This window comes from Granulicella pectinivorans, assembly GCF_900114625.1.
Classification (GTDB): Bacteria; Acidobacteriota; Terriglobia; order Terriglobales; family Acidobacteriaceae; genus Edaphobacter; species Edaphobacter pectinivorans.
This window is the reverse complement of sequence record NZ_FOZL01000001.1, coordinates 993583-1020128: the sequence shown is the minus strand read 5'-3', so window position 1 is coordinate 1020128 and position 26546 is coordinate 993583. Positions and strand designations below refer to the sequence as shown.

Here is a 26546-nt window from a genome sequence, read left to right as displayed (position 1 = left end):
GCCCTTCAGATGCGATCCCAACGCCCAGGCTGCGTTAAAATTGCCCTGCTAAACTTGGTCCCAGTGCCATGGACGGACCGGAAGCCCCAGGTCTGCAAGTAAGCTCATATTTCTGAAGACTTTACGGTGTTTACCGGGGTCGGGGTGCAACCCTCGAAAGGGAGAAAAACATGGCAGGAAAACCCGTTCTCCTCATCCACGGCGGTGCCTGGGCCATGCCCGACGACGCTATCGAAGCGCACGAAAACGGCATCGCCAACGCCCTCGCCGCGGGCTACAGGCAGCTTGAGATGGGCCGCTCCGCACTCGATGCCGTACAGGCCGCCGTCACCGTCATGGAAGACGACGACACCTTCGACGCCGGTCGCGGCTCCTTCCTCACCCGCGACGGTCGCGTGCAGCTCGACGCGCTGCTGATGGATGGATCGAACCTCCGCACCGGCGGCGTCGCCTGCGTGGAGCGCATCCGCAACCCCATTCAGGCCGCGCGGCTCGTCCTCGACAAGAGCCCGCACGTCTACTTCGTCGGCACCGGGGCCGAGCGATTCGCCTTCCAGAACGGCATGCCCCTGATCGACAACACCGAGCTGATCGTCCCCCGTGAGCGCGACCGCCTCATCGCCTTCCAGAAGGCCGAACTCGCCGGGGCAGTCGACACCACCTTTTCCGGGGAACTCATCCTGGACGAAGGGCTTCCAGACCCGACGCTGCACTCGCACGACACCGTCGGAGCCGTTGCGATGGATGCGAACGGCAACATTGCCGCCGGAACCTCCACCGGCGGGACGCTCTCAAAGGCCCCGGGCCGCGTCGGCGATTCCTCGCTCATCGGCTGCGGCTGCTACGCCGACAACGACTCCGCCGCGGTCTCGCTCACCGGCTGGGGCGAACCCATCATGAAGCTCGTCCTCGGCAAGTGGGCCGTCGACCGCGTCGCCGCGGGAGCCACCGCGCAGCAGGCCGCCGACGAGGCCATCGCCTACCTGTACAAGCGGCTCGGTGGCCACGGCGGCATCATCCTTCTCGCCCCCGACGGCACCCTCGGCCTCGCCCACAACACGCCGCGCATGGCTTGGGGCATCCACGACGCCGAGGGCGCACGGCTTGGGGTGACGCGGAACGCATGACCGAGCTCCTCTTCCAGCCCCCAGCCGACCCGCGCCTCCCGGAGATCCACCAGATTCTGCTCGAACGCTACGGCCAGCCGAAGACACGCGAGCCGTGGGATCCACTGACGCAGTTCATCTACTCCATCCTGTCGAGCCGGACGAAGACAGACGTCTCACACGAAGCGCTGCGCGCTCTTCGCGCCCGGTTCGGCACCTGGGACAACCTGCGCGACGCGCCCGTGGAGGAGATCGAACGCACCATCGGCATGATCACCTTCCCCGAAACCAAGGCTCCCTGGCTGAAGACCGCGCTCATGCAGATCACGGCGCGCTACGGAGAGTTGACGCTCGACTTCCTGGCCAAGTATCGGACGGACAAGATCAGGATCTGGCTGGAGCAGTTCGAGGGCGTGGGGCCGAAGACTTCGGCGGCGGTGGTGAACTTCTCCACGCTGCGCCGAAAGGCCCTCTGCATCGACTCGCACCACCTCCGCGTGACGCAGCGGCTTGGCCTGACGCCACGCGCCGACGCGGCCACCACCGAGGAGCGGCTGATGCGACTGGTTCCTCCGGAGTGGACGGCGGAGATGCTCGACGAGCACCACGCACTCATCAAGATCCATGGGCAGACGCTCTGCACCTTCGCCGAGCCCAGGTGCGGAAGTTGTCCTCTGCTGGAGCGCTGCCCCTACGGCACAAAGCACACCCGACCCTAGTTCGCGCGTGCGGTCTCGGGCCACTCCGCGCGGACCTTGGCGAGGAAGTCCGCGAGCGTTTGCCCGGAGCGGTCCTCGAAGGTCGTCTGCTCTACCTCGATCTCGTCCATGCGGTCGATGCGGAAGGTCCGGAAGTCGCGGCGCAGATCGCACCAGGACGCCAGCGTCCAGGAGTTCGTCCACCGGTAGAGGCCAAGCGGGCGAACGGTGCGCTTCGACTCCGTACCGTCTTCCCGCTTGTAGCGGAAGGTGAGCGGATGACGCGCCACACAGGCCTCGTGGATGAGGTCGACACGCCTCCGGTCCGAGTGCGGGATATAGAAATCCGGCGCAAACAGCAGGATACGGTCGAGGCGCGCGCGAAGGTCCAGAGGCAGCACCGCCTCGATGCGGGCGAGTGCGCTCTCAGCCGCAGTCACCCCCTCGGCCCCTCCCCAGGCCTTCACCATCCGGGCTCCAAGGACGATCGCCGTCAGCTCCTGGTGGGTAAACATAAGCGGCGGCAGGTCGAACTCCTTGCGCAACCGGTACCCTACGCCGGCCTCCCCTTCGATAGGCGTCCCGGAGAGCTGGAGGTCCCGGACGTCGCGGTAGATGGTGCGCTCGGAGACCTCGAGGCGCTCGGCAAGGGTCCGGGCGGTGGTGAGGCGTCCCCCACGAAGTTGTTGGACGATTCGAAAGAGACGGTCGGCTCGGCGCATGTGGTGCTCGTTTCCAGCCTACTGCAAGGGGAAGGGCGCCCTGCGCGGGCGGCTGTCACGATGGGCAGCGGCCCCGTTCAGCAGGACGCTTTATTTGGAGGAATGCAGCCCGACGACATTGCCTTCGGGATCGCGGAAGCACGCATAGACGCCCATGCCGCCCGGGATCTTCGTGCGTGGGATCAGCATACGGCCTCCAGCCCGGGGGATGCGCTCGATGGTTCCGTCGATATCCCCATCCACATTGAGGTACACGACCGCCCCGCCGCTACCCGGCTTCATGAAGGTGCGGTGAATCAGCGCTCCGGTCAGGCCCGCAACGTCAGCCGGGAAAAGATGCATGACGTCGTCGGGCTCCTCCGCGTACTCGATGAGCTTCCGGTTCAGGACAGTCTCGTAGAATTTGGCGGCGCGGGCGAGGTCCGCAGTCGGAAGTTCGAACCAGGTAATGGCGTTGGCAGGCGGCATGTCTTTCGTCTCCTTATGAGGTGCGACCTGGTGAGTATGGAAGGGGGCTCCTGACAGCGTACTGTCAGGAGTGATTTTCTTTTGGAGCGCTCAGGCGTGTCAGCGGAGTGTCAGCAGCAAAGCAAACGCCCCCGGCCAGAGAGCTTCTGGCCGGGGGCGTTTGCGGTAGTGGTTATTTGACGGGGTAGGCGACCTGAACTGTCAGGATCTCGTAGGGCTTGATGGGCACCGTCACAACATCGTCTGTCAGTGGCAGGTGCCCGCCTTCGGTCTTCTCCATCAGGTTCGACTCGACGGCGTAGGTCGCTCCCTTGGGGACATGGAGCTTCACGTCCGTGGGGGTGCCGTTCCACTCATACATGCGGAAGACCAGAGCGTTGGAGTCCTCGGCCTTCTTCACGGCGGTCAGGACGACATCCTCGTTCTCGACCGCGCCCCACGAATACACATTGGGCAGCGAGCCGGTGTGGGGGAAGACCTGCTGGGCAGTCATCGGGTCGTTGAGCTCGTACCCGTGACGAACCGTCAGTGCCTGCTTCCAGGTACCGGCATGCGGGTAGATGGCATAGGTAAAGCGCTGGCGGCCGCGGTCGGCGTCAGGATCGGGCCAGGTGGGCGCGCGGAGCATCGTGAGGCGAAGCTGATTGCCCACGGCGTCGTAGCCGTACTTGGAGTCGTTCAGGATCGACACGCCCTGCTTCGAGTCGCCAAGATCCGCCCAGCGAAGCGCCGGAACCTCAAACTGCGCCTTCTCCCACGAGTTGTTGCGTGTCGTGGGACGCTCGATGGAGCCATAGGGGATCTCATATGAGGCCTTCGGACCAGTGGCGGCAAGGGGGAACGACGCCTTCAGCAGGACATGCGCCTCCTGCCAGTTGATGTCGTTGGCGACCGTGACGGCGTCGGCCGCAGCATCCAGCGAGATATCCTGCACAAACTTCGACGACTGCCAGGTGCGGGCGACGCGGACGGTCGCGCGCAGCGGGCCGTTGTCGACGAGCGTGACCGAGTCGACGGCGGTAATGGGGGTCATGGTGCCGTCCAGGGTGCCCGGGTCGATGTTCCACGCGTCGTACTGCTTCGGCAGGTCCTTCCAGGTCTGAAGCTGGTTACCGCATCCGCCAGCGGCGATGGTCTCGGCCCCGCCCAGGTTCTGCAGCGAGGTGATACAGCCGTTGGTGCGATCGATCTTGACCTTGAGCTTGCTGTTCGAAAGCGTAAAGGCCCCGGGATCGTCGGCGACGAGCAGGTCGGTGGGAAGCTTGGCGTTGCTGTTGGCATCGCCCTTCTCCGCGTGGAGAATCCGGTACCCAAGGGCCGGAACGCTGTTGACGCGGGCCAGCACCTCGAAGCGATGCGTCGCAGGATCCTGCGAGAGAACCTGCGCGAGCACGGGCTTGTCGAGCGAATCGAACAGGCGGACGCCCTCGGCCGACTCAGGAAGCTGCACGGAGAGCTTGACCGTCTCGCTGCGGGCCCAGCCCGAGGGATTCATCACGGCAAGCGGTACGCCGCCCTTCACGCGCGTATCGGCAGCCGCCAGCAGCGTGGCGGACGAGCCGGCGGCGATCTCCTCGTCGGAGTGAAAGACCTCCGTATAGTCCTTCTGGGCGTCGCGGTAGATGACCGCGATGCCCGAGCCGGCGGCGAGATCGTGAAACTGGTTGAAGGTGATCTTCTTCCACGAGTCGGTGAGCGCATCGCCCGGGTAGGGCTTGCCGCTCAACCACGCGAACGACGCGAGCTTCTCGGCGTCGAGGGTGGCCACCTCGGTCTTGCGGTTGCCCTTCTTGTGATTGGCCTGCGAGGTCATGATGCCGCGGTGATACTCGAAGTAGAGCTCATCCTTCCAGGTCGGAAGGCCAATCAGACCCGGCGCCGACGGCTGGGGGAAGGTGTATCCCTTGGCGATCGTGTCGTAGTTCCAGGTCGGCGAATCGGTGCTGAGCTTGCCCTCGACGTCGGTGAAGAACTGCTGCGCCGTGTGATACCGCATCGTCGGAACGGCGTCCTTGCCGGACTTGCCCGCCGTAATCCAGTGGTCGGCCTGGTCGAGCATGGCGCGCGTCGGTCCGCCGCCGTGGTCGCCTACGCCATACAGGTCCATGTGCTCGGTCGTGCCGGGGTTGCGCTGGGCGGACTCGGCGAAATCGGCCGAGATGCGGGTCGGGTTGACGTCACCGTGGGTGTAGTCCGTGGGAAAGTACGTCAGGACCTTGGAGCCGTCGGGCGACTCCCACCAGAACAGCCGGAACGGAAGCTGGTTAGTGTCGTTCCAGTGCATCTTCTGCGTGACAAAGTAGTCCAGGCCGGAGCGCTTGTAGATCTGCGGAAGCTGCCAGTTATAGCCGAACGAATCCGGGTTCCAGCCGATGCGGGCCACCGTGTCGTACTGCGACTTGAAGTAACGCTGCCCAACCAGAAGCTGGCGCACAAGCGATTCGCCATCGGGAATATTGAGGTCGGGCTCGACCCACATGCCGCCAACCACCTCCCAGCGGCCTTCCTTGATGCGCTGCTTGATCTGCGCGTTCAGCGCAGGGTACTTGTCCGCCATCCACTCGTAGTACTGAGCGGCGGACTGGCTGAACGTGTAGTCCGGGTACTCGTTCATCAGTTGCAGTGCCGTCGTGAAGGTGCGGTGGACGACATCCACCGTCTCGGACGCCGGCCAGAGCCAAGCGGCATCGATATGGGCATTGCCGGTCAGGTCGAGCTTGGCCTGGCTCAGAACGGGCTCCAGGGGCGTCAGGATCGCCTGGGCCTTCCGCAGCGACGCGTCGAAGGCAACCTGGTTTTCGGCATTCAGTGCCTTCAGATCGATGGCGGCGGCCGCCTCTTCCACCTTCGGCAGAAGGTCCTTGCGCGGGGTGGCGAGCGCCGGCAGGATGTTCGCCGCGGTAATGATCTCGGTGCGGATGTCCTCGGGGCTGGGACGGCTGTTGGTAGCGCTGGGATCGCGGTCGATCCGGAGATTGACGCCGGAGAAGCGCTTCTCGTCGACGGTGCGCAGGAGCTTGACCGCCACGAGGATCTTGTCGCCGGGCCTGGCGGGCTCGAACATGACGATGGGTTCGAGGTCGTCGCCCAGAGCGACGCGCTTGCCGTTGAAGTAGATAATCTCGGGAATGGGGCCGTTGGCGTCGGCGCGGAACTGGAACCAGATGCGGGCTCCCGTAATGTCGTAGCCGTTCAGGGTCTTGGGGACGGTGATCTCGCGGCGGTACCAGACGGCATCGAAGGGCGCCTTGGAGCGGGGCTCGACGAGTGGCCACGACGAATCGTCCAGGGTCGGGGCTTCGCCGTGCGGGATATCGCCCGCGTGGAAGCGCCACTTGCCCGCAGGGAGCGCGTTGAGCGTCTCCAGCGTGTGGAGCTTGGCGATTGCGGCAGGCGAAAGGTTCTTCTGCTCGCGGACGGGCGTAAACGATTGGGCGAAAGCGGCGGTAGAAGCCAGAGCCAGAGCGAGCGTGCAGGCGAAGGTGCGCATGCTGGGAAGGTTAGCAAATGGAAACGATTCCGTGAAGGGACAGAGGACGTACCGGAAGAGAGGAACAGTGAGGAACAGAGAGGAACAGACCAGCCGCGACATCCGCTTCTCACGGACGGTCAGAGCTGGGGCCCGCCCGGTCTGGGCACCGCTCGCGTTTCCGCAGGGACCGGATACCCACCGAGGCGGATCCGTCTCCTCTCTCGACCCGCTCCAAAGGCTTGTTCGAAACGACAGAAAAAGTAACCAGCACCGACGTGCGGAAACCGGCCTTGCGTTCCACGGGCGGAGCGACGGTCGAACCACGTCCTTCCGGGTGAGCTCAAGGCTGTGCAATTTTGCTCACATCAAAGTGCAGACCCGCCAAAAGACGCATACCAGCACTTCAACCCTATGATTTCCCTGGTAAGAACAGGAGTTACTTAAGTGAGAAAGGGTAATAAACAAAGGTGGTTACTACTCAAATGGGTAGGTATGGCGCGGGGTTGGCGAACGAAGTACCATCTCCATCTATTTTTCCGGCAAGGTGGCCAAAATATTCGATGTCGTGAATATACTCAGGTTCTACTCACGTTTACTCCGGCCCCAGACGCAGGAGCGATGAGGTGCAAGAGCCCGCCCGGTGCGGGATGGGTTCCCTGATTGCCCTTGGTCCCGGAGGAATAGACCGCCATGAAACGCTTTTTCGTTGTGTGCTCTCTCGTCATCTTCTGCTCGCTTCCAGTCCACGCTGAGAAACTATCCAGAACGATCGAATTCGATCGATACCAGATGCACGCTCGCAACGCGATCGCGAAGGGAGACTACCGGACCGCGGCCGAAAACTACGAACGCGCCGCCAAGCTCGACACCGATCCTCCCGAGAGCTTCTATTTGGACTATGCGGCAAGTCTGGGGGCATTAGGCCGTTGGAAGGCCGACAAGGCGGTCTTGTACACCTACTTTCAACACTTCGATAAACAGGGTAAATACTACGAACTCGCTCTACGCCGGTATGTTGAGGCCGAAGAGAAGGTCAACCGCCACTCGGAGGAGAGGGTTCGTCCCGAGCTGCAGGGTCTGGCCGTTCCGGCATCGAGACCGTTGACCGCCCCCGACGCACAGGTCTGGGTTCCGCAACGAGCTCCCGCGACAACTCCTCCGGCCAATCTGCCTCCCATCGGAATCACCCAGCGCACCGACCCGGCGGCCAGCCAACGACCGGAACCGCCAGCCGCGGGACGCGACGTTCTCGAGCGGCTGATTGGCCTCTACAGCGGCGAAACGAAGGAAGCCGAAGCGATCGCGCGCAGCAACAACTGCGGGCGGACCGAAGGATCGTCGCATCCCGCCTACGACTGTTTCTATGGCTATCACCGGAATATGAGCCTGAACATGATCGACGGGAATGCCGTCGTAGGCTTTGTGAAGGTGGACTATGTCAGGGAGCACAGGCCGGCCTCGACTGGAAACGCCAGCCAGGATAAGCCCGCGACCTACCTGCAGATGGAGTACTACCTGTCGATCCGGCTATGGGTCACGCCGGGCGGATTGATCCAGGGACAGCAGAAGCCGCTGTGCGAGTTCGTCGTGGCCGAAAAGATGTGTACGCAGACCGCCAAGGCAGGCATGACGCCGCTGCGCGCGAAGATGACGACAGAGGGCGGATTGGCGCTCGAATCGGACAAGGGCGGGGGGCCAAGGGTCTACTCCAAGGTCGATACCATCCCCGACGTCGTACGGGGCGATGTGGTGCACGCCGTACCGTCCCTGGGAAACTTTATGACCGCGCCAGGTTCCGCGCCGGAGAGACCCGCCGAGGGTGAGGCCAAACCGGCAGCGCTCGGTGACACCGCCGATGTGGGCGACGAGGCAGACGACTCAGTAGCCGCCGCCTTCACCGCCGCCGCCCGCTAGGTTTTCGAAGCGAGTGTAGTCCGACAGATAAGCGAGATGCACGGAGCCGGTGGGCCCGTTACGCTGCTTGGCGATGATGATCTCGGCCTTCCCCTTGGACTCAGGATCCTCGTCCCCGTTCTCATCCTTGTTGTAGTAGCTGTCGCGATGGATAAACGCAACAACATCGGCATCCTGCTCGATCGATCCCGACTCACGCAAATCCGACAACATGGGCTTCTTATCGCCGCCGCGCTGCTCGCTGGAACGCGAGAGCTGCGAAAGCGCAATCACCGGCACGCGCATCTCCTTGGCCAGAGCCTTTAAACCGCGCGAAACGGACGAAACCTCCTGCGTACGGTTCTCGAACTTCTTCTGCCCGCCCGAGACCGATCCGGTCATGAGCTGCAGATAGTCGATCACGATCAGATCGAGCGCGCCTTCCTGCTGCTTCAGACGCCGAGCCTTGGCTCTCATCTCAGCCAGCGAAATGCCCGGGGTATCGTCGATGAACATCTTCGACTCCATCAGGCGCTCCAGCGCCGCGAGCAACTTGCCCTTGTCTTCGCGGGGCAGAAAGCCCGTCTGAATCTTGCGCGAGTTCACCAGCGCCTCGGACGCCAGCATACGTCGCAGCAGCGACTCCTTCGACATTTCCAGCGAGAAGACGGCAACCACCTTGCCATCGCGCACCGCGGAGTTCTGCGCGATATTGATAGCCCAGGCCGTCTTTCCCATCGACGGGCGCGCGGCAATGATAATCAGCTCGGACTGCTGCAGACCGGAGGTCATGCGGTCGAACTCGGTGTAGTGCGTAGACAACCCGGTGATCTCGCGGCCCTGCTCATAGAGCTTGTCGATACTGCCGAAGGACGAAGCCACGATCTCCGCAATGCCGGAAAACGAACGCGTAATCGCCTGGTCGGCGACGTCGCCCAGCCGCTGCTCGATGTCGGAGAGAACGTTGATGGCGTCGTCGGACTGATCGGCGGAGCGCGTCGCTCCCTCTTGGAAGATCGACATCATCTGGCGCAAAAGAGACTTGTCCTTGACGATGCGGACGTACGACTCGATATTCAGATTGCGCGGAATCCCCTCAACAAGATAGGCGATGTAAGCCCGTCCCCCGATGGCCTCCAGCTCTTTCTTGGAAGAGAGCGCCTCGGCGACGGTGATCTGGTCGACGGCATGCCCCACGGTCATGAGCTCAAGGATGGCGTCGAAGATACGGCGGTGCGAGTCGAGCGAGAAGTCCTCTGTCTTGAGGCGGCCCGTCGCGTCGGAGATCGCGACCGCGTCGAGCATCATAGCGCCCAGGATGGCGACCTCGGCGTGGAGAGAGGCGGGGAGGCCCTGCAGGTCTTGGAGTTGAGCGAAGCTAGCCATAGCTTATTGTCCGGCGAATTGAGGCTGTGTGCGCCTGTGATTTAACGCCTCAGACCGTGGAAGAACCGGACGAAATGCGCCCGTGATATTTTGGGTGCCTCGAAAGAAGGTGTCTTCTGATGTCGACAAACCCGAGTTTTCCTCGATTCCTCGATGTAACGCGCATTCTGGCGCTCGCTGCAATCGCGATCGCGGCCCCCGCATGGTCCCAGCAGGCGGTTCCCCAGTCCACCGCCCCCGTGCCCCTGGTCGCCGCTCCCGCAGCCAGCCCGGTCGTCCATCCCGACGGCTCCGTCGACTTCCGCCTCGAGATGCCGAACGCCAAAGCCGTCACCATCTCCATCGAGGGCTACGCCGCGCCGTTTCCCATGGTGAAAGACGCCACCGGCGCCTGGACCTATACCGCCGCACACCTCGACCCGGAGTACTACTCCTACACCTTCAAGGTAGACGGCACCGACGTCGTCGACCCCCATAACCAGACCGTCAAAACCAGCTACTTCCGCGTGGAAAACGTCTTCCTCGTGCCCGGCGGCAAGCCGTGGGAGCTGCGCGACGTGCCCCATGGCGTGGTCCACCGGCACCGCTACCACTCCGCATTGGTCAACACCGACAGCGAATATTACGTCTACACCCCGCCCGGCTTCGACGCGGCGTCGAAGCAGAAGTACCCCGTCCTGTATCTGCTGCACGGTTACAGCGACGACGCCAGCGCCTGGACCGCGATGGCGAAGGCCAACCTCATCCTCGATAACCTGATCGCCGCCGGCAAAGCGAAGCCGATGATCGTCGTGATGCCGACGGGCTACGGCTCCATGGAGATGATCACGCGCGGCTGGGCCGCCTGGCAGGATCAGGCGCTCGTCCGGCTGAACTTCTCGCGCTTCGGCGAGGCGCTCTACAAGGAAGTCATGCCGCGCGTGACGCAGGAGTACCCACTTGCACCCGGGCGCGACCAGCACGCCATCGCGGGGCTCTCCATGGGCGGCGCGGAGAGCCTGCTCGTGGGCCTCAACCATCCCGACGACTTCGCCTATGTCGCTGGATTCAGCGCCGGCGGCCTGGGCGACCGCAACTTCGAGCTGATCTTCCCCGGAATCACCGAAACCTCCGGCGCAGGCCTAAGCAAGCGGCTCAAGCTCCTGTGGATCTCCTGTGGATCGGAGGACGGTTTATTCGCACCGAACCAGAAGCTGATCGGCTGGCTGAAGGAGCGCAACGTCGACCCCAAGGTCGTCGTGACACCCGGAAGACACGTCTGGCCGGTCTGGCGCGACAACCTCAGCAACCTGCTCCCCCTCCTGTTTCAGGCAAAGTAACCCGATGATGGCAGAATGGAGAGAGATCGGGAGGGTTGCGAATGGGTGTCGAGAAAAGTCTGGCGATTCCGCCGGCGGCGCAGCGGGATAAGGCGTCGTTTGAGGTGATGCGGGTCTGGATCGCGGAGAAGGGCCAGCACGTTTCGATCCAGAGCGGCGCGTGGGAAGACCCGTTCGCCTGGGGCATCGTCCTGGCAGATCTTGCCCGGCACATCGCCAACGCCCACCAGATGCAGGACAAAAAGGTCGACCCCGAAGCCTTCCTCGAGCGACTCCTCGAAGGCTTCCAGGCCGAGATCGACGATCCAACCGACGAGCCCGAAGGCGAAGTGAACTAAAAAGGTCCTCGCATTGGTCGGAATCTGAATTCCGACCAACGCGAGGACCGCACAGTCCCGCTGGCTTACTTGCCTTTATACGTCTGGAAAAGCTCCGGAAACTCAGCCCGCAGCGCCTCGATCTTCGGCCTGTCGCAGACCTGGATATAAGGATTGTTCGGGTTGTTCGTCGCGTAGTCCTGGTGGTAGCTCTCGGCGTCGTAGAAGCCCTTCAGCGGAGTCACTTCCGTCACAATCTTGCCGTGAAAGATGTGCGCTGCCTCAAGCTGCGCGATATAGGCCGTCGCCACCTTCTTCTGCTCCTCGTTCGAGTAAAAAATCGCCGAGCGGTAGCTGGTGCCGACATCCGGACCCTGCCGGTTCAACTGCGTGGGGTCATGCCCGACCGTGAAGAAGATGCGCAGAAGCTGGCCATAGGTGATCTTCGACGGATCGTAGACCACCTCGACCGACTCGGCATGTCCCGTGGTCTCGGTCGTGACCTGGTCGTAGGTCGCGGTGGCGGCCGAGCCACCGGCGTATCCGGCCTTGGTGGCCGTCACTCCCTTCACGCGCTGGAAGACGGACTGCGTGCCCCAGAAGCATCCTCCGGCAAAGACGGCCTTTTCGCGTCCGGGGTGCGCGGCCTCATCGACCTGCGGGACAGGAGCCGGCGTCTTCAGCAGAGGCGCAGCCTGCGCACGAGACAGAATCCCCCGGTAGCCGAGGAAGACAGCGGCAAGGATAAGAGCGGTATAAACGGCGGTGCGAAGAGTCGTATTCATAAAATGCCTCTGCCTATAGGACGTCCGCAGGTTACAGTTAGATTCTCCGCACGGCTACGCCGAGGCCCGCGCCTTGCCCTGAATCTCCAGAAAGCAGTTCACCAGCGCCACCGCCGCAGGCGTCACCCCGGGAATCCCCCCCGCCTGCCCAAGCGTCATCGGCCGCACCCGGCTCAGCGTCTCCACCATCTCGCGCGAAAGCCCCGAGCAGGCGCGATAGTCGAACCACTCCGGGATCAACCGGCCCTCGGCACGCTTCAGCTTGTCGATCGCCTTGCTCTGCTGCGAGAGATACCCCGCGTACTTGATCTCCGTCTCGACCGTCTTCATCTCATTCCGCACCCACGCCGGCAAGGCACCCTGCTGCATCGCGTCCGCCCAGGGCGCAAGCGCGGACTCGGAAACCAGCTTCAGAGAAAGCATCGGAACCAGAAGCTCAATGGTCAGCTCCGGCCTCTTCAAAAGCTGCGCGTACGTCTGCCCCTTCAGCGTGTGCATGTCCTCATGCGGCAGCGCCGCCCGAACAGCATCGGTAGGCTGCTCCGTCGTAACGCGCGTCGTCGCCAGCAGCTTCTCGAACGCCACGGCACGCGCCTGCTTCGACTCATAGGCAGCCCACGCCGCGTCGTCGATCAGCCCCAGCCGCCGTCCATGCGGTGTCAGCCGCGTGTCGGCATTATCGATCCGCAGATGCAGCCGGAACTCAGCCCGCGAGGTAAACATCCGGTAAGGCTCATTGGTGCCCTTGGCGATCAGGTCGTCGATCAGGATGCCCGTATAAGCCTCGCTGCGGTCCAGCGTAAAGCCCGGCTCACCCTTCACAAACAGCGCGGCATTGATCCCCGCCATGATCCCCTGGCAAGCCGCCTCTTCATACCCGCTCGTCCCATTGATCTGCCCCGCCAGGTAGAGCCCTTCATACTGCTTCACACGCAGCGTGCGGTCCAGCTCCGTCGGGTCGATCGCGTCGTACTCGATGGCGTATCCAGGCCGCAGCATCTCGGCATTCTCCAGCCCCGGAATCGAGTGCACCATCGCCGCCTGCACCTCCATCGGGAGCGACGTCGACATGCCGTTCACGTACACCTCGTGCGTGTTCAACCCCTCCGGCTCAAGAAAGAACTGGTGCTGCGCCTTATCCGGGAAACGGACGATCTTGTCCTCAATCGAAGGACAGTAACGCGGCCCAATCGCCTCGATCTGCCCCGTATACATCGGCGACCGATGAACGTTCTCCCGAATCAGCCGCAGCGTCTCCGGCGTCGTCGTCGCAATGTGGCACGAAATCTGGCGCAACGGCAGCGAGCGCGTCCGAAAGCTGAACGGCGTGGGGTCCGCATCGCCGGGCTGCTCAACAAACTTCGACCACTCGATCGTCCGCCCGTCCAGACGTGGCGGCGTCCCCGTCTTCAACCGGCACTCCCGCAAACCAAGACGCTTCAGCGCCTCACCCAGCAGCACCGAAGCGGGCTCCCCCGAACGGCCCGCCGTGTACTGCTGCTCCCCGCAGTGGATCAGGCCATTGAGAAAGGTGCCGGTCGTAACGATGGTCGCCTTGGCAAAGATAGTTCGACCATCCCGAAGCTGCACCCCACCCACCACGCCCTCGTTCAGGACAAGATCGATCACCTCGGCCTGCTTGATAAACAGGTTCGCCTGCGACTCCAGCACCTCGCGCATCTTCACGCGGTAGAGCGCCTTGTCGCACTGCGCCCGTGGACTCCACACAGCGGGCCCACGCGAAGTGTTCAGCAGTCGAAACTGGATCCCGGTCGCATCCGCCACCTCGCCCATGATGCCGCCCAGCGCGTCAATCTCGCGCACCAGGTGTCCCTTGGCGATCCCGCCAATCGCAGGGTTGCACGACATCTGCGCGATCAGGTCGAGATTCAGCGTAAACAGCGCCGTTCGCAGCCCCATCCGCGCGGACGCCATCGCAGCCTCGCAGCCCGCATGGCCCGCGCCGACGATCAGCACATCGTATTGTTCCGTATACGCCATCTACCCTTTATTTTAGCGAGTTCCAGTGCCGATTACGCCACCGCAGTCTCTCGCATCAGCCCAATCGCCGCCCGCACCCGCTCCGTCTCCTCCATCGGCGTCGCCTGGAACATCCTGCGGAACTCCCGGCTGAACTGCGACGGGCTCTCGTACCCCACGCGCTCCGCAGCCACCGACGCCCCCAGCGAGTCCTGCACCATCAGCATCCGCGCCTTGTGCAGTCGAATCGTCTTCAGATACTGCAGCGGCGAGGTCGCCGTCACCGCCTTGAAGTTGTGGTGCAGCGCCGAAACGCTCATCCCCAGCTCACTCGCCAGCGAAGCGATATGCAGAGGCCGCGCATAGTCCGCATGCATGCGGTGCAGAACGCGATGCATCTGCATCCGCGTCTCGTCCATCGGCAGCAACTGCTCCAGCGCCCCGCCACGCTGGCCACGGAGCACCCGGTACGTAATCTCCCGCACGATCGCCGGCCCCAGCACGCGCGCCTCCACCGGCGACTGCAAACACTCCAGCAGACGCAGCAGAGCCCCGCTCAAGTCGAGTTCGAGCGGCGTCGACTGCACCCCGCCCAGGCACCCCCCCGCCGGCGGTACCGCGCGAATCCCCATCGTCATCAGCAACTCGCCCACCAGCGCCAGGTCCACCTGGACCGACAGCCCCAGGAACGGCCCATCCTCTCCAATCGTCGTCTCGCACTCGAACGGCAGCGGCACGGTCAGGACAAGGTAGTTCAGCGCATCGTAGGTAAAGGTCTCCTGATCCAGATAGCCCTTTTTGCTCCCTTGCAGAACGAAGATCATGGACGGCTCATAGAGAATCGGAATCCGCCGCGAAGGCTTGCTCGCCCGCATCGTCCGCACGCCCGGGAGCGAGGTCTCCCGCATCCCCTCCGGCTTCGCCATCCGCTCCAGCAGCGTCACCATCTTTTTCCGGTTCTGCTCCACGATATCCATACATTTAACCTACCCAATCTTCACCCCACTGTCATGATCTTTGCAGAATCAGGCAAGCGATAGGCAGTTCTATGCATTGTCCCGGACGCCCGTATGCGGTGAGATAGAACAGTACCTCAGGAGAGAAACACCATGTCGACCGCGACCAAGTCCTACGCAGCCCAGACCGCCACCTCCCCGCTCGCTCCCCACACCATCGAACGCCGCGAACCGCGCGTCTCCGACGTCGCCATCGAGATCCTGTACTGCGGCGTCTGCCACTCCGACCTGCATCAGGCCCGCGACGAGTGGCACTTCTCCACCTTCCCCGTCGTTCCCGGCCACGAGATCGTCGGCCGCGTCACCGCCGTCGGTTCGGCCGTCACGAAGTTCAAGCAAGGCGACCTCGCCGCCGTAGGCTGCCTCGTCGACTCCTGCCGCACCTGTAGCTCCTGCGCCCGCGACCTCGAACAGTACTGCCTGAACGGCGCGACCCAGACCTACAACACCCCCGACAAGATCTCCGGTGGCAGCACCTACGGCGGCTACTCCGAGAGCATCGTCGTCGACGAGGCCTTCGTCCTGCACGTCCCCACCAACCTCGATCTGCCCGCCGTCGCTCCCCTCCTCTGCGCCGGCATCACCACCTACTCGCCGCTCAAGCACTGGGGCGTCAAGGCAGGCCAGAAGGTCGGAATCGTCGGTCTCGGAGGACTGGGCCACATGGGCGTCAAGTTCGCCCACGCCTTCGGAGCCCACACCGTCGTCATCACCACCTCGAAGAGCAAGATCGAAGACGCCCTCCGCCTCGGAGCCGACGAGGTCATCCTCTCCACCGACCCCGAGCAGATGGCCAGGCACGCCGGAACCTTCGACTTCCTCCTCGACTGCGTCTCCGCCGACCACGACATCAACGCCTACCTGAACCTGCTCGCCGTCGACGGCACCATCACCCTGGTCGGCGCACCCGAGAACCCCATGCCCGTCGCCGCCTTCCCCCTCATCATGGGCCGCCGCTCCTTTGCAGGATCAGGCATTGGCGGACTCAAAGAAACCCAGGAGATGCTCGACTTCTGCTCCCAACACAACATCGTCTCCGACATCGAGATGATCGACATCGACCAGATCAACGACGCCTACGAGCGCCTGCTGAAGAGCGACGTGAAGTACCGTTTCGTGATCGACATCGCATCGCTGAAGAAGTAGCCCACACGCGCAACGCTCGATGCCCCATGCCTATCCGCGTGGGGCATCGTCGTTTTAGTTGTTAGCGGTTGGCGCGGTCCGCCGCGATTGCGCCCCAGATCATCGCGATCGGATGCAGCACCGCAAGCCCCCAACCCAGGGTTGGAATGCCAATCGCCACATACAGCACCATCATCACCAGCGCGCCGGGCACCGTGCTGTACAGCATGCCGAACGGCCCAAAGAAAAAGGTCAGCACAAGCGACAAAACAACACTCTTACGTTTTCCCATAAAAAAGGGCGGCCTCCTTGCGGTCTTCTTCAACAATACGATGCAGAAGACCGTAAGGATGCCGCTTCCGAAGAGAATCGCATCGGCTCAATCTTCGAGCTTGAAGATCTTTATCTTGATCAACTGCGCAATCGTCGCGTTCCCCATGCCCCGCGCCTTCATCCGCTCCAGGAATGGCCTGTCGATCTTGAAGACCGACATCTGGATCAGCTCTTCCTCGGTCGGCTGAAAGCCCATCGCCTTCGCATCGCGCACCTTCTCCGGCGTAACCCCCACGGCCTTCATGCTGGTCAGCTTGCCGGCACGCAGCTCCGGATACCCCGCCGCCGCCATCCCGTGGATGTAGTCGAGATCCACATGCAGTGCCCGAAGCCCCATGATCTTGCCGGTCGAAAGCTCCGTGACGCCCGCCGCCTTGATCTGCTTCACCCAATCCGTCGTAATGTCCAGCAGAAGAAAGCCCTCCTGCTTGCTGGGCGAGATGTCGTCGAAGCCCAGCGCACCCATCGACGCGAGAAACGTCGGGTTGGGCGTAAACTCGTACCGCCCCGCAAGGATGCCGTCATGCACGGTCCCGGTGCAGACAAGCTGCCCTGGCTCGCCACTCATCGCAGCCTTCAACTGCGCACCCTCCTGCCCCAGTTGAGAGGCCGAAACACCGCTCCATCGGCTCCACGCAAGGTTTGAGTTCTCCGATGTCCCGCAGCTCCCGTGCTCGGAATCACTGCATTCGTTACGACGCAGCACCAGGTCCGCCTGCTGCACCTTGCCCTCCGACACCGAGAGCATGCACAGCCCCTTCCGCATCTGCGCCTGCGCCGACATCGCAAGACCGCCCAACAACACCATCATCATCATTCGCTTCATGATCTTCTCTCCTGAAAAAGAACGTAGTAAGGGCAGCCCACGTCCCACGTGTGGTGTCTATCCTGCTGCCAGCTTGTGTAGGGGTATTCGCTCTTAGTCGAGCAGGCCGGTCATCTTCAACTTCACCAGCTTGTCCAGGCTCATATCGTTGAAGCCATGTGCCCTGGCCTTGGCGATAAAGGCATCGTCGATGTGGAAGACCATGGCCCGCTGCACGTTATGCATGTCGGCATCGGGAAAGGTCTTCTTCACCCAGGTCACGTACTCCGGCGTCACACCCTGCGCACGCATGGAGATCAGCTCATGCGTGGACATATTCGGGAAGCCCGATGCCGCCATGCCCTTCGCAAACTCCGGCGTTACGCCGACAGCTTTCGCACTCGTCACCTCATGCAGATCCTTGAACGCGATACCCGAGGCCTTCATCTGCGCCACGTACTCCGGCGTGATGCCCTGCGCCTTCAGCGACATCAGCTCGTGTACCGATGGGTCGCCCATGTGCAGCGCGGCAATCTCCTTCGCATACTCGGGCGTCACGCCCAGAGCCTTCTCGCCGATCGCCTCGTGAAAGTCCTTGGGCGGAATTCCCGAGGCGTGCAGCCCTGCCAGATACTCCGGCGTAATCCCCTGCGCCTTCAGCGCAACCAGATCGTGCAGCCCCGGCGTACCCAGCCCCGACTGCGCCATCGCCTTGGCATACTCGGGCGTCACCCCCACGGCGCGCAACGATACCAGTGTGTCGAGATCCTTGTTCAGGTCCAGCGGATAGCCCGCCGCACGCATGCCGTTGATATAGTCCGTGCCATTGCCCTTCACCTCGTCCTGGCGATCGCCTGGCTCGGGCGTCGGCATGGGCAGTGCCATTGGCATAGGCATGGGCATCGCTGCCGCAACCGGCGCAGGTACGGGCGCCGCGACGGGAGCGGACGCAGGCACCGGCACAACGGCATGCACCACCGGTGTCTTGCTCGCGACCTCCACCTCCGGCGCAAAGATCGCCGGCCCCACATTCGTCAGCACAGGCATCGCATTCAGCCCCTTCGCCACACGCGGGGCAACAAGAAGCCCCATCATCACGGCGCCCGCAACCGCAACACGCATTCCACTTACCGTCTTGCTCTCCATCATGATCCCCTCTCCAAGAATCTGTTTCACTCTCGTGAGTAACGTCCCACGATGGCCATCGAGCGCCATCGCCAAATGCAGCTTTTGCGAACGCTGCTCCTCCAGCTGCAACAACGCTTCCGCATACACCAGCGGGTCTTCACAACTCCGCGCCGCAATCTCATCGCAGCAGACCTCGCGCAGCTCCCGCGTCCTGCGGCTCACCCACCACACGGCTGGGTGAAAGAACAGCAGGCACTCCACGCCCGTCTGCACCAGGTTGCAGACATAGTCCCACCGCCGGACATGCGCCAACTCATGCGCCAGCACCGCCTCCAACTGCTCCCTCTCCAGGCGCAGCATCGCCGACACCGGAAGAATCACCGCCGTGCGCCACACTCCCATCGCCAGCGGCGAGATCACCTCGTCCGACACACGCAGCACCACCCTGCGTCCCATACGCAGCTGCCGCGACACACGATAGAAGCTCGCCATCACCTCCACCGGCATCATGCCCTGCGCGCGCTTGCGGATACCCTCGAGCTGCCACCATCCTCCCAACGCACGCAGCGCAAGAAGCATCACGCCACCCATCCACACCGAGTCGACCCACGGCAGCAGACGATCCGCATGCGAGGCAATCCAAAGCTCGCTGGTCTCCACCGCCGGAGCCGCCGCCGGAATCTCCGCGACGAGTGTGCCGTGCAGCGCGCCAAGCTGCGAGGCCATCACCGCATACCCCGGTCGCGCGACCCGCACCACCAGCCGCTCCTGCTCCAGAAACGTGATGGCGGCAGCAACAGGCATCAGCGCCAGCACCAGCATCGCAATGCCGTACCGCGTCTTGGTCGCCGCATGACGCGTCATGCGGTTGACGATCGCGTACACCAACGCCAACGCCGTACCCTGCCAGCAGAAGTGCAGCAGCGTCCATCCCAGAGCCACCATCTCACCGTTATCGATCCATCCATGAGCCGTCATCGCCTTGCCTCCCGATCCCCTGGAAACGCCCTTACGACCTCTTCTTCCGCAGCAGCTTCCGAATCTCATCCAGCTCCGCATCCGAAGCCGTGTCCATCTCCAGCGCCCGCAGCGCAAGCTGTGCCGCACTGCCTGCAAAGAAGCGCTCGCTCAACTCCTGCACGAACTGCCGCTCCGTATCCGCGCGCTCCACAGCCGCACGATACACATGCGCCCGCTCGCTCTCGTCCCGCACAACAAGACCCTTGTCCGTCATAATCTGCAGCAGCTTCAACACACCCGTGTACACCACGCGGCGCTCGACATTCACCGCGTCGAACAACTCGCGTACCGTGGCGGGCCCACGCTCCCAAAGGATCGTCAGCAACTCCAGTTCCCCTTCGGTCGGCTTCGGAATCAGCTTCGTCTTGATCATGCGAGAAACATATACGAACTTATTCGTACATGTCAACGAAGAGTTTCGTAGATAGAGAAAAATATTTTCGCGGGGAAGAGGTCTTACTCCGCCCGCAGCGCCTCGACCGGATTCACCGAAGCAGCCCGCCGTGCCGGCAGATAGCTCGCCACCATCGCCGAGCCTCCAAGCACCGCCGCGACCGTCACCAGCGTCGCTGCGTCCCAGGGTGCCGTGCCGTACAACATCTTCCCCAACAGGCTCGCCGCGCACACCGCGCACACCATGCCGACGCCGATACCCACCCCCACCAGTCGCGCGGCCTCTTTGAGGATGAGCCCATACACGCCGCTACGCTGCGCCCCCAGCGCCATCCTCACGCCAATCTCGCGCGTCCTCTGGCTCACCGAGTAAGCCACCACACCATACAATCCGACCACCCCAAGCAGCAGCGCCATCGACGCAAATCCACTCGCCAGCCACGCCGATGCAACATGCAGATACGCCGCCTGCGAGCGGTTGATCCGGTCATCCATCGTCTCCGCATCCAGCACCAGAATCCCCGCATCCAGCGCATGCACCGTCGACGACAGCGCCGACACAATCCCCCGCGGAGCCTGCTCCGTCCTCACCACGACAAAGTAGTTCCGCATAGGATCCTGCTCGAGCGGCCTGTACATCACAGGCGGAACCATCGTATCGAGCGGCCCCTCCTGGATGTCCTCCACCACCCCCACAACCTCCATCGCCGCGACCGCTCCATCGAACTGGATCATCTTCCCAAGAGCCTCTTCGCCGGGAAAATAGCGCTGCGTAAACGTCCGGTTCACCACCACCACCGGAGGCTTCGAAGCATCTTCTCCGTCTCGAAAATACCGGCCACGCAGCAGCGTCGCTTCAAGCGTGCTGAAGTAGTTCGCGCTCACCGTAAGACTCTTCGCCTCGTTCTTGTCATGGCTCGGCCGCCCCACAATCTGAAACCCCGCGCTCGCCCACGACCCGCTCGACACCGGCACAAGCTCCGCCATCGCCACGTCCTTCACTCCCGGTAGACGGCGTACCTCCGCGCCGATCCGCTGCGCCAGCCCGATCCTCTGCGCATCGGTCGCATACCCCGCATCCGGAGCCCGCATCCGCAGAATCGCAAGATGCTTCGACTCCATCCCGATCTCCGTATGCATCAGCTTGTAGAGACTCTTGCCCAGTAATCCCGCACCCACCAGCAGCACCATCGCCATGCCAAGTTCCAGCACCACAAGGTTCGCGCCAAGATGCTTCCACACTCCATTCGCCGCGGTCCGGCCGCCATCCGCAAGGCCACCCCGCAGATCCCCCCGCGCGATCCTTCCCAGCGGCGTCACCGCCAGCAGAGCCATCATCCCCAACGTAATCGCAGCCGCAAACCACAGCACATGTCCGCTCAGCCCAAGCCCACGCAGATACGGCATATCGTCCTGCATCGTCGACGGAATCAAACCGAGCAGAAGATGCATGAAGCCATACGCCGACCCCAGCCCCACTGCACTCCCCGCCACCGCAAGCACCATCGCCTCGATGCAGAACTGCCGCACCATCCGCGAACGCGAAGCACCCAGCGCACCCCGCAACGAGAACTCTCTGCGCCGCGTCTCCGTCCGCACCAGCAGCAGGCTCGCCACATTCACCGAAGCGATCACCAGCAGAAGCAGACCACCACTCAACATCAGCAGCAGCAGCGGACGCAGCCTCCCGATCATCACCTCACTCAACGGCACCACCGTCGCGCTATGCCCGCCGTTCGTATCCGGATACAGCCGCGCCAGCCCCGCCGAGATCGCATCCAGATCCTCCGAGACCTGTTCGATCGACACCCCATCCTTCAGCCGCCCAATCGCGCCGAGCCCATGGTCCCTTCTGCTGTCGATGCCGGTCTGCACCCGCACCGTCGTCCAGAACTCGCATGTGCCCACCGGCGAAAACGCGGCCTGCGGCGGAAGCACACCGACGATCGTCTTCACCTCGTTATCGACGACAATCGACTCGCCCAGCACATTGCGCCGGCCGCCAAACCGCTTCTGCCACGCGCTGTAACTCAGCAGCACAACACCCTCCGCGCCGGGGGCATCATCGCCGTCACGAAAGTCCCTTCCCAGCACCGGAGCCAGGCCAAGCGTGCGTAGAAACCCCGCCGTCACCGAGCCGCCATCCACCAGCTCCATGCCTGCATCGGTCTTCAACGGCCACGGCCCCTCATCGAACGCCTCCAGCGCACTCAGGCTCTTGTTTCCACTCTTCCACGCTACATAGTCCGCATACGACAGGTGATACCGCGGCCCCATTGGCGTCTTCTCAAACAACCCCACCAGCCGTGCCGGCTCCTTGTACGGCACCGGCTTGATCAACACCGCATCCGCAAACGCGAAGATCGCCGTCACCACACCCACCCCAAGCGCAAGCACCGCAATCGCCGTCACCGCGAACCCCGGATTCTTCACCAGTCCCCGGCACGCATATCGCGCGTCCGCCCACGCGCTCTCCAGCCACAACGCCGCATCCACCCCCACGACACGCTCCTTCGTCGCCGCTGCGTTGCCGAAGCGCACCAGCGCATCGCGCCTCGCCTCCTGCTCCGTCATCCCGTGCTGCATATTGTCTTCCATGCGCATCTCGATGTGCGCCCGCAGCTCGGCCTCGATCTCGCTCTCCACCTTCGACCGCACAAACAGATTGGCAATGCGCCGCATCAGTGACATGACATCCTCCCCGTTTGCGAATCAGTTACGCGTACCGCAGCATCGCCCGCACACCCTTCACCAGCAGCTCGAAGCTCTCCTCCGCCGCGCGCATCTGCTTCCTGCCTGCCGCCGTCAGCTTGTAAAACTTGGCCTTGCGATTGGTCTCGGTCAGCCCCCACTCCGACACGATCCACCCCGTCTGCTCCATGCGATGCAGCGCCGGATAGAGAGACCCTTCTTCCACCTTCAGCAGTTCGGCCGAAGCATTCTGCACATGCAGCACAATGCCATATCCATGCATCGCACCCATCTGCGACAGCGTCTTCAACACCAGGAGATCCAGCGTACCCTGCAGATCGTTTTTGGCCACGGCGTCTCTACCCCTAGACATCTTAGTCTAGAGAAAACATACCCCTAGAACACTAGGCATGTCAACGAGACAATCTAGTCCGTAGCCTTCAACCGCGCGCTGAGATATTCCACCAGCAACACCTTGAACTCGCCGATGATGGCCTCTTTCTCCTTCGCACTCGCGCCGTCGAACAGAGGGCTCAACCCCTTCAACACCTGCATCGTCATATTCGCGATACGAAACGCCTCTTCATGCGTGAGATCGGGCTGACGCTCACGGAACAGCCCCGCAAGGTGCTCCCGCAAGCGGTTCCGGGTGCCCATATCGCGAGCCGAATTGCGGGGAACCGTCATCAGCGGCAGGTACGCCGGACGCCGGGCAATGTACTCCACGAAGAGATCCACCATGCTGTCGACCAGACGCTTCAGGTCCAGCTTCTGACCCTCGGCCTTCAACGCAGCCCACGGCGCCTCGAACTCCTTCACATACTGCACACGAAGCGCATCCAGCACCGCATCCTTATCCGGATAGTACTGATACAGCGTGCCGATCGACGCGCCCGCGCGCTCCGCGATCGCCGTCATCGTCGCCGCCTGGTACCCCACCTCGGCCATTACCGAAGACGCCGCCTCCAGCAGTTGCGCTACCCTGCGCGCACCACGCCCCTGCTGCGGCGTACGTCGTACATTTGACATCGTTGAGGACACCCTCATATTCTAAGGCTATCCGAAACATGAGGCTACCCTCATGTTTAAAGCAGGTGCTTCCATGCCCATCACCACGCTCGACCCCAACACCGCGCTTATCGTCATCGACCTCGTCAAGGGCATCGTCGCCATGCCCACCGCCCACCCCACCGCAGACGTCGTCGCCAGGTCCAGTGCGCTCGCCGAGGCCTTTCGCAGCCAACATCTGCCGGTCGTCCTCGTCAGCGTCAACCCCGCCGTACACGGCCGTGCCGACCAGGCGCCACGCGCCTACAACCTCCCTGAGGGCTTCGCCGACCTCGTCCCCGAGCTCAACCATCAGCCCGAAGACCACCTCGTAATCAAGCGCAACTGGGGTGCCTTCACCAACACCGGCCTAGCCGAGTACCTGCAATCGAAGTCCGTCACGCAGGTCGTCATCGTTGGAGTCGCCACCAGCATCGGCGTCGAATCCACCGCGCGCCAGGCGCATGAGCTCGACTTCAACGTCACGCTCGCCATCGACGCCATGACCGACCTGCACCTCGACGCGCACAACCACAGCATCGCCCGCATCTTCCCCCGCATCGCCGAAACCGGCACCGCCCAAGAGATCATCACACTGCTCCAAGCCACACGCTAAAGGTGCCTATGCCAGCGACTCATCTCATTGCTTACTTCTTCGGCGGCATGTTCCTCACCAACGCCATCCCGCACTGGGTCTCCGGCCTGCGCGGCGAGCCCTTCCAGTCGCCCTTTGCCAAACCCTCCGGCAAGGGCCTCTCCTCGGCGAACGTCAACATCCTCTGGGGCTTCGCGAATCTCGTCTTCGCCTATCTCCTGCTGGAACGCGTCGGCCGCTTTCACCTGCGCACGCCGCACCACGCCATCGCCTTCGGTGCCGGTGTACTGCTCATGAGCCTCATGTCCTCCCACTTCTTCGCGCCGTTCCACGGCGGCCTCAACCCAGCGGAGAAGCGTTGAGTCGCTTCTCCCACGCATGGCGAGCCCTCCGGCATCGCAACTTCCAGTTGTACTTCTTCGGACAGGGCATCTCCCTGCTCGGCAACTGGATGACCAACCTCGCCACAAGCTGGCTCGTCTACCGCACCACGCACTCGGTGCTTCTGCTCGGCGTCGTCAGCTTCTCCGGACAGATCGTCGCCTTCGCGCTCTGCCCCTTCGCCGGTGTCTGGGTAGAGCGCCTCGACCGCCGCAAGCTTTTGCTGGGCACCCAGTCCGCGGCGGCCGTGCAGTCGCTCGCTCTCGCCGCCCTCACGCTTGCGGGCCGCATCACCTTCCCGGAGATTGTGGCCCTCATGATCTTCCAGGGGCTCATCAACGCCCTCGACATGCCCGGCCGCCAGTCCTTCCTCGTGCAGATGGTCGACGACCGCGCCGACCTGCCCAACGCCATCGCCATCAGCTCCTCCATGGTCAACGCCGCGCGCCTCATCGGGCCCGCCATCGCGGGCCTCGTCATCGCTGCCGTGGGAGAAGGCTGGTGCTACGCCATCGACGGCGTCAGCTACTTCGCCGTCATCGCCTCGCTGCTCCTCATGCGCATCCACGCCACTCCCGCGCTCCGCCACAAGGCGACCATGCTCGAGCAGATGCGCGAGGGTTGGGACTACGTCGTCACCTTTCGTCCCATCCGCACCATCCTCATGCTCTTCGCCCTGCTCGCCATGATGGGCTACTCGTACACCGTGCTGCTGCCCGTCTTCGCCGCGCAGATCTTCCACGGCAACGCCACCACCCTCGGCTGGCTCAGCGGAGCCGCCGGTCTCGGAGCCCTCACCTCGGCCCTGTCGCTCGCCGTCCGCAAGTCCGTCGTCGGCCTCACCCGCAACCTGCAGATCGCCTCCGCGATCCTCGGCACAGCCCTCATCGGCGTTGGCCTCTCGCACGCGCTATGGCTTTCGCTGATCCTCATGGTCTTCGTCGGCTTCGGCATCATGCAGTGCGCCTCCGGAGCCAACACCATCATCCAGTCGCTGGTCACGGAGACCATGCGCGCCCGCGTCATGAGCTTCTACACCATGGCCTTCTTCGGCGCCGCTCCCTTCGGCAGCCTCATGGCAGGAGCCCTCGCGCATCGCATCGGCGCTCCCCACACGGTCTTCGTCACCGGAGGCTTCTGCCTCGCCGGATGCCTGGCCTTCACCCTCGATCTCCCACGCGTCGACGCCGCCATCGAGCCCATCTACCGCGAGCAGGGCCTTCTGCCTGCCGAAGATAAGCTTCTGCCCTCGTAGAGAACGTTTTGCCTTTTGGTTGTCATTCCCGAAGGGAATCTGCTTTCGCTCTTGCCGTTGCTTGTTCCGGCTATCCACCCGTTACTTCAAATGGATCAGATCCATCACCACCGCATCGCACACCTTCCACTCCCCATCCTTCTTCACCAGAACCTCCAGATAATACGAATGCCGCGGCTCCATCGGGTGTCCGCTCACGTCATTCACCAGCCCTTCAATCTTCTCGTCGCTCCACACCGTAGCCGTCGTCGGTGAGGTCATCCGCACATCCAGAATCCTCGTCGGTGCCGTGCTCACCCCAGCCCGATAGCCGGGCCGCGCCATCAGCACGATAAGAAACTTCTCCAGCTCCACCCGACCATGAAGGCGCACACCAAACGGGTTCTGCCAGATCGCATCGTCCGTATACGACGAAGCCACCTGCTTCGGATCGAACTTTGCCCATCCATCCCACTCCCGCGTAATCACCGCGCGCACCGCCGCCTCATCCGAAGGTTGCTGCGCCTGCCCCGTGACACCAAACACCGCAATACCCAACACGAACATCAACCGACGCATCATGGAGAAATCTCCTTCACAACAATCTATCAACCACAATTCCCCTTGACATC

The 26546-nt window shown here is 63.1% G+C and carries 24 protein-coding genes; 9 read left to right on the top strand and 15 right to left on the bottom strand.

The features are described 5' to 3' along the window. The first annotated feature begins 170 nt into the window (after positions 1 to 170). Positions 171 to 1127, top strand: coding sequence for an isoaspartyl peptidase/L-asparaginase (locus tag BM400_RS04065; RefSeq protein WP_089836856.1), 957 nt, complete (start codon positions 171 to 173; stop codon positions 1125 to 1127). Continuing rightward, complete coding sequence (locus BM400_RS04060) at positions 1124 to 1825, top strand: endonuclease III domain-containing protein (RefSeq protein ID WP_089836854.1); 702 nt, start codon at positions 1124 to 1126, stop codon at positions 1823 to 1825. The genes BM400_RS04065 and BM400_RS04060 overlap by 4 nt, the downstream gene beginning before the upstream one ends. On the opposite strand, the gene BM400_RS04055 is transcribed toward BM400_RS04060, so the two are convergent. The 3 genes from BM400_RS04055 to BM400_RS04045 form a co-directional block, all read right to left on the bottom strand. Further along, positions 1822 to 2526: a helix-turn-helix transcriptional regulator gene (locus tag BM400_RS04055; RefSeq protein ID WP_089836852.1), complete on the bottom strand. Its 705-nt coding sequence runs from the start codon at positions 2524 to 2526 to the stop codon at positions 1822 to 1824. The genes BM400_RS04060 and BM400_RS04055 overlap by 4 nt on opposite strands. Before the next feature lie 90 nt (positions 2527 to 2616). Continuing rightward, positions 2617 to 2994, bottom strand: coding sequence for a VOC family protein (locus BM400_RS04050; RefSeq protein ID WP_089836850.1), 378 nt, complete (start codon positions 2992 to 2994; stop codon positions 2617 to 2619). A 172-nt stretch (positions 2995 to 3166) separates the two neighbouring features. Then, positions 3167 to 6484, bottom strand: a complete 3318-nt coding sequence (locus BM400_RS04045; protein WP_089841466.1) for a glycoside hydrolase family 38 N-terminal domain-containing protein — start codon at positions 6482 to 6484, stop codon at positions 3167 to 3169. 771 nt (positions 6485 to 7255) lie between these two features. On the opposite strand from BM400_RS04045, the gene BM400_RS04040 reads away from it, so the two are divergent. Then, positions 7256 to 8380, top strand: a complete 1125-nt coding sequence (locus BM400_RS04040; protein WP_141223800.1) for a hypothetical protein — start codon at positions 7256 to 7258, stop codon at positions 8378 to 8380. Here the strand turns inward: BM400_RS04040 and dnaB are convergent. Then, positions 8345 to 9745: a replicative DNA helicase gene (gene dnaB / locus BM400_RS04035; protein ID WP_089836846.1), complete on the bottom strand. Its 1401-nt coding sequence runs from the start codon at positions 9743 to 9745 to the stop codon at positions 8345 to 8347. The two genes, BM400_RS04040 and dnaB, sit on opposite strands and share 36 nt — an antisense overlap. Positions 9746 to 9864: 119 nt before the next feature. On the opposite strand from dnaB, the gene BM400_RS04030 reads away from it, so the two are divergent. Together BM400_RS04030 and BM400_RS04025 are read left to right on the top strand one after the other, a co-directional pair. Beyond that, positions 9865 to 11064, top strand: coding sequence for an alpha/beta hydrolase (locus BM400_RS04030; protein ID WP_245781671.1), 1200 nt, complete (start codon positions 9865 to 9867; stop codon positions 11062 to 11064). A 41-nt stretch (positions 11065 to 11105) separates the two neighbouring features. Continuing rightward, positions 11106 to 11402, top strand: coding sequence for a DUF5076 domain-containing protein (locus BM400_RS04025; RefSeq protein WP_089836844.1), 297 nt, complete (start codon positions 11106 to 11108; stop codon positions 11400 to 11402). A 65-nt stretch (positions 11403 to 11467) separates the two neighbouring features. Here the strand turns inward: BM400_RS04025 and msrA are convergent, their stop codons facing one another. Genes msrA through BM400_RS04010 form a run of 3 tightly spaced genes read right to left on the bottom strand, consistent with a single transcriptional unit; the run spans position 11468 to position 15123 of the window. Continuing rightward, positions 11468 to 12166, bottom strand: coding sequence for a peptide-methionine (S)-S-oxide reductase MsrA (gene msrA / locus BM400_RS04020; RefSeq protein WP_089836842.1), 699 nt, complete (start codon positions 12164 to 12166; stop codon positions 11468 to 11470). A 54-nt stretch (positions 12167 to 12220) separates the two neighbouring features. Further along, complete coding sequence (gene mnmG, locus BM400_RS04015; protein WP_089836840.1) at positions 12221 to 14167, bottom strand: tRNA uridine-5-carboxymethylaminomethyl(34) synthesis enzyme MnmG; 1947 nt, start codon at positions 14165 to 14167, stop codon at positions 12221 to 12223. Positions 14168 to 14199: 32 nt separating this feature from the next. Next, a complete protein-coding gene (locus BM400_RS04010) occupies positions 14200 to 15123 on the bottom strand; it encodes an AraC family transcriptional regulator (protein ID WP_217644075.1) in 924 nt (307 codons plus the stop codon). A 132-nt stretch (positions 15124 to 15255) separates the two neighbouring features. Here BM400_RS04010 and BM400_RS04005 point away from each other — a divergent pair, with 132 nt between their 5' ends. Further along, positions 15256 to 16308 carry an NAD(P)-dependent alcohol dehydrogenase gene (locus BM400_RS04005; RefSeq protein ID WP_089836838.1) on the top strand — a complete coding sequence of 351 codons (1053 nt, stop codon included), beginning with the start codon at positions 15256 to 15258 and terminating at the stop codon, positions 16306 to 16308. Positions 16309 to 16369: 61 nt separating this feature from the next. Here the strand turns inward: BM400_RS04005 and BM400_RS04000 are convergent, their stop codons facing one another. The 7 genes from BM400_RS04000 to BM400_RS03970 form a co-directional block, all read right to left on the bottom strand. Next, positions 16370 to 16579, bottom strand: coding sequence for a hypothetical protein (locus BM400_RS04000; RefSeq protein WP_089836836.1), 210 nt, complete (start codon positions 16577 to 16579; stop codon positions 16370 to 16372). Positions 16580 to 16666: 87 nt separating this feature from the next. Beyond that, complete coding sequence (locus tag BM400_RS03995; RefSeq protein ID WP_089836834.1) at positions 16667 to 17446, bottom strand: hypothetical protein; 780 nt, start codon at positions 17444 to 17446, stop codon at positions 16667 to 16669. A gap of 93 nt (positions 17447 to 17539) precedes the next feature. After that, positions 17540 to 19531 carry a M56 family metallopeptidase gene (locus tag BM400_RS03990; RefSeq protein ID WP_089836832.1) on the bottom strand — a complete coding sequence of 664 codons (1992 nt, stop codon included), beginning with the start codon at positions 19529 to 19531 and terminating at the stop codon, positions 17540 to 17542. A 31-nt stretch (positions 19532 to 19562) separates the two neighbouring features. Next, complete coding sequence (locus tag BM400_RS03985; RefSeq protein WP_089836830.1) at positions 19563 to 19946, bottom strand: BlaI/MecI/CopY family transcriptional regulator; 384 nt, start codon at positions 19944 to 19946, stop codon at positions 19563 to 19565. Between the two features lie 83 nt (positions 19947 to 20029). Next, on the bottom strand, positions 20030 to 22657 hold the full coding sequence (locus BM400_RS03980) for an ABC transporter permease (protein ID WP_089836828.1): 2628 nt from the start codon (positions 22655 to 22657) through the stop codon (positions 20030 to 20032). 25 nt (positions 22658 to 22682) lie between these two features. Next, entirely contained in the window at positions 22683 to 23030 is a 348-nt protein-coding gene (locus BM400_RS03975; protein WP_175528856.1) for a PadR family transcriptional regulator, read from the bottom strand. A gap of 53 nt (positions 23031 to 23083) precedes the next feature. Then, complete coding sequence (locus BM400_RS03970; protein WP_175528855.1) at positions 23084 to 23686, bottom strand: TetR/AcrR family transcriptional regulator; 603 nt, start codon at positions 23684 to 23686, stop codon at positions 23084 to 23086. A gap of 52 nt (positions 23687 to 23738) precedes the next feature. On the opposite strand from BM400_RS03970, the gene BM400_RS03965 reads away from it, so the two are divergent. The 3 genes from BM400_RS03965 to BM400_RS03955 are packed head-to-tail and all read left to right on the top strand — an operon-like array spanning position 23739 to position 25935. Continuing rightward, a complete protein-coding gene (locus BM400_RS03965) occupies positions 23739 to 24320 on the top strand; it encodes an isochorismatase family protein (RefSeq protein WP_245781670.1) in 582 nt (193 codons plus the stop codon). An 8-nt stretch (positions 24321 to 24328) separates the two neighbouring features. Beyond that, entirely contained in the window at positions 24329 to 24661 is a 333-nt protein-coding gene (locus BM400_RS03960; protein ID WP_089836822.1) for a hypothetical protein, read from the top strand. Continuing rightward, positions 24658 to 25935 carry an MFS transporter gene (locus tag BM400_RS03955; protein ID WP_089836820.1) on the top strand — a complete coding sequence of 426 codons (1278 nt, stop codon included), beginning with the start codon at positions 24658 to 24660 and terminating at the stop codon, positions 25933 to 25935. Before BM400_RS03960 ends, BM400_RS03955 begins: the two co-directional genes overlap by 4 nt. A gap of 81 nt (positions 25936 to 26016) precedes the next feature. Here BM400_RS03955 and BM400_RS03950 read toward each other — a convergent pair whose 3' ends face one another. Continuing rightward, complete coding sequence (locus BM400_RS03950) at positions 26017 to 26496, bottom strand: SgcJ/EcaC family oxidoreductase (RefSeq protein WP_089836818.1); 480 nt, start codon at positions 26494 to 26496, stop codon at positions 26017 to 26019. Positions 26497 to 26546 lie beyond the last annotated feature (50 nt).

Excerpts from the sequence above, each read along its gene's own strand:
- BM400_RS04040 (WP_141223800.1), top strand. The coding sequence starts at position 7,256 with ATGCACGCTCGCAACGCGATCGCGAAGGGAGACTACCGGACCGCGGCC.
- mnmG (WP_089836840.1), bottom strand. The coding sequence starts at position 14,167 with ATGGCGTATACGGAACAATACGATGTGCTGATCGTCGGCGCGGGCCAT.
- BM400_RS04000 (WP_089836836.1), bottom strand. The coding sequence starts at position 16,579 with ATGGGAAAACGTAAGAGTGTTGTTTTGTCGCTTGTGCTGACCTTTTTC.
- BM400_RS04045 (WP_089841466.1), bottom strand. The coding sequence starts at position 6,484 with ATGCGCACCTTCGCCTGCACGCTCGCTCTGGCTCTGGCTTCTACCGCC.
- BM400_RS04060 (WP_089836854.1), top strand. The coding sequence starts at position 1,124 with ATGACCGAGCTCCTCTTCCAGCCCCCAGCCGACCCGCGCCTCCCGGAG.
- BM400_RS04055 (WP_089836852.1), bottom strand. The coding sequence starts at position 2,526 with ATGCGCCGAGCCGACCGTCTCTTTCGAATCGTCCAACAACTTCGTGGG.
- BM400_RS03990 (WP_089836832.1), bottom strand. The coding sequence starts at position 19,531 with ATGACGGCTCATGGATGGATCGATAACGGTGAGATGGTGGCTCTGGGA.
- BM400_RS03995 (WP_089836834.1), bottom strand. The coding sequence starts at position 17,446 with ATGAAGCGAATGATGATGATGGTGTTGTTGGGCGGTCTTGCGATGTCG.
- BM400_RS04065 (WP_089836856.1), top strand. The coding sequence starts at position 171 with ATGGCAGGAAAACCCGTTCTCCTCATCCACGGCGGTGCCTGGGCCATG.
- BM400_RS04010 (WP_217644075.1), bottom strand. The coding sequence starts at position 15,123 with ATGGATATCGTGGAGCAGAACCGGAAAAAGATGGTGACGCTGCTGGAG.
- BM400_RS03970 (WP_175528855.1), bottom strand. The coding sequence starts at position 23,686 with ATGTCAAATGTACGACGTACGCCGCAGCAGGGGCGTGGTGCGCGCAGG.
- BM400_RS04050 (WP_089836850.1), bottom strand. The coding sequence starts at position 2,994 with ATGCCGCCTGCCAACGCCATTACCTGGTTCGAACTTCCGACTGCGGAC.
- BM400_RS03980 (WP_089836828.1), bottom strand. The coding sequence starts at position 22,657 with ATGTCACTGATGCGGCGCATTGCCAATCTGTTTGTGCGGTCGAAGGTG.
- BM400_RS03985 (WP_089836830.1), bottom strand. The coding sequence starts at position 19,946 with ATGATCAAGACGAAGCTGATTCCGAAGCCGACCGAAGGGGAACTGGAG.
- BM400_RS04025 (WP_089836844.1), top strand. The coding sequence starts at position 11,106 with ATGGGTGTCGAGAAAAGTCTGGCGATTCCGCCGGCGGCGCAGCGGGAT.
- BM400_RS03960 (WP_089836822.1), top strand. The coding sequence starts at position 24,329 with ATGCCAGCGACTCATCTCATTGCTTACTTCTTCGGCGGCATGTTCCTC.
- dnaB (WP_089836846.1), bottom strand. The coding sequence starts at position 9,745 with ATGGCTAGCTTCGCTCAACTCCAAGACCTGCAGGGCCTCCCCGCCTCT.
- BM400_RS03950 (WP_089836818.1), bottom strand. The coding sequence starts at position 26,496 with ATGATGCGTCGGTTGATGTTCGTGTTGGGTATTGCGGTGTTTGGTGTC.
- BM400_RS04030 (WP_245781671.1), top strand. The coding sequence starts at position 9,865 with ATGTCGACAAACCCGAGTTTTCCTCGATTCCTCGATGTAACGCGCATT.
- BM400_RS04005 (WP_089836838.1), top strand. The coding sequence starts at position 15,256 with ATGTCGACCGCGACCAAGTCCTACGCAGCCCAGACCGCCACCTCCCCG.
- BM400_RS03965 (WP_245781670.1), top strand. The coding sequence starts at position 23,739 with ATGTTTAAAGCAGGTGCTTCCATGCCCATCACCACGCTCGACCCCAAC.
- BM400_RS03975 (WP_175528856.1), bottom strand. The coding sequence starts at position 23,030 with ATGTCTAGGGGTAGAGACGCCGTGGCCAAAAACGATCTGCAGGGTACG.
- msrA (WP_089836842.1), bottom strand. The coding sequence starts at position 12,166 with ATGAATACGACTCTTCGCACCGCCGTTTATACCGCTCTTATCCTTGCC.